Genomic DNA, 1,489 nt, shown 5'->3' on the forward strand with positions numbered 1-1,489 from the left:
AAGATGGTGTATCGCGGCGGCTGCATTTCGACAGCAGATGAGATTTGCAGCCCCTTCACGTACGATGCCTGGATCGGGGTCGACCTGACCTCGTGCATCGAGGGAAGGAGTGAGAGCGATGACGCATTTCGTGGGTCTGGACGTCTCGGTGAAGGAGACGTCGGTGTGCGTGGTAGACGATGCGGGCAAGGTGGTGTGCGAGCGCAAGGTACCGACCGAACCCGATGACATTGCCGTGCTGTTGACGTCGGTCGGTGGCGATTATGTTCGGGTCGGGATCGAGGCCGGGCCGCTGTCGCAGTGGTTGGTCAATGGCCTTAGCGAGGCGGGGCTGCCGGTTATCTGCGTCGAGACCCGCCACATGAAGGCGCTGTTGCAGGCGCAGCAGATCAACAAATCCGATCGCAACGATGCCCGCGGGATCGCCCAGATGATGCGGGTCGGCCTGTTCAAGCCGGTGCACGTGAAGACGCTGGCCGCGCAGGAACAGCGGATGCTGCTGACCAGCCGCAAGCTGGTGCAGCGCAAGCTGATCGACATCGAGTCCGACATGCGCGGCACGTTGCGCAACTTCGGCCTCAAGGTCGGTGTCGTCAGTACGATCGGTTACGAGGCCCGGATTCGTCAGCTGGTCGAGAGCTTTCCGAGACTGGCGGTGATCGTCGAGCCGTTGCTGACGGTGCGGCGGGTGATGCGCCAGCAACTGGCCACCCTCCACAAGATGCTGCTCGACACGGTCCGGCATGATCCGGTCTGCAAACGGTTGATGACCGCGCCCGGCGTCGGCCCGGTGGTGGCTCTCACCTACCGTGCCTCGATCGACCAACCTCAGCGCTTCGTTCATTCCAGAGCGGTCGGCGCCCATCTCGGGTTGACGCCCCGGCGACATCAGTCGGGCGAGGTCGACTATGACGGCGGCATCTCCAAGTCCGGCGACACCATGCTGCGAACGATGCTGTACGAAGCGGCGCAGATTCTGATGACCCAGAGCCGGCATTGGTCGTGGCTTAAGGCCTGGGGGATGAAGGTCGCCCAGCGCCGGGGTATGCGGCGCGCCATTGTTGCCGTTGCGCGCCGCCTGGCCGTCGTCCTCCACCGCATGTGGACGGACGGCACCGACTTCCGCTGGGGAAGCGAACCCGGCACCGCGATCGCGGTCGCCTGATACGATCTCAGAAAGGAGCTTTCACGGTTCTGCCTCGGCAGGAAGAGGTCCTCACGGGGACGAAGGTGGTGTGAGATCGTAGCGTCCGCAGCCCTGTCGCCAGCGACAAGGGCGTCCAAAAGATTGATCCACACCGCTTTCTCTTACCCCATCATGGGGCGGCTACGTGCCGACCCCGGAGAGAAGCACGAACCCCGTGTGGCGATCTCAAGCCCGGTAGAAAAACAGTATTTGTATTTTCGTCGCCTACCAATTCCTCAAACCGGCGCACTCGCGGCGGCGGAGAGTGGTCTGCGCCTGTTGACTCAGGCCGCGATAGAGAAG

2 protein-coding genes are annotated in these 1,489 nt (G+C 63.0%); both read left to right on the plus strand.

What is annotated here, in order from left to right:
* The first annotated feature begins 118 nt into the window (after positions 1 to 118).
* Positions 119 to 1,165, plus strand: a complete 1,047-nt coding sequence (locus C8J42_RS19930; protein ID WP_056059438.1) for an IS110 family transposase — start codon at positions 119 to 121, stop codon at positions 1,163 to 1,165.
* Positions 1,166 to 1,288: 123 nt separating this feature from the next.
* Positions 1,289 to 1,489: hypothetical protein (locus C8J42_RS20400; protein WP_207897201.1), on the plus strand; the 201-nt coding region annotated here is incomplete at its 3' end.

Source organism: Sphingomonas sp. PP-CE-1A-559, from assembly GCF_004340965.1.
GTDB lineage: Bacteria > Pseudomonadota > Alphaproteobacteria > Sphingomonadales > Sphingomonadaceae > Sphingomonas.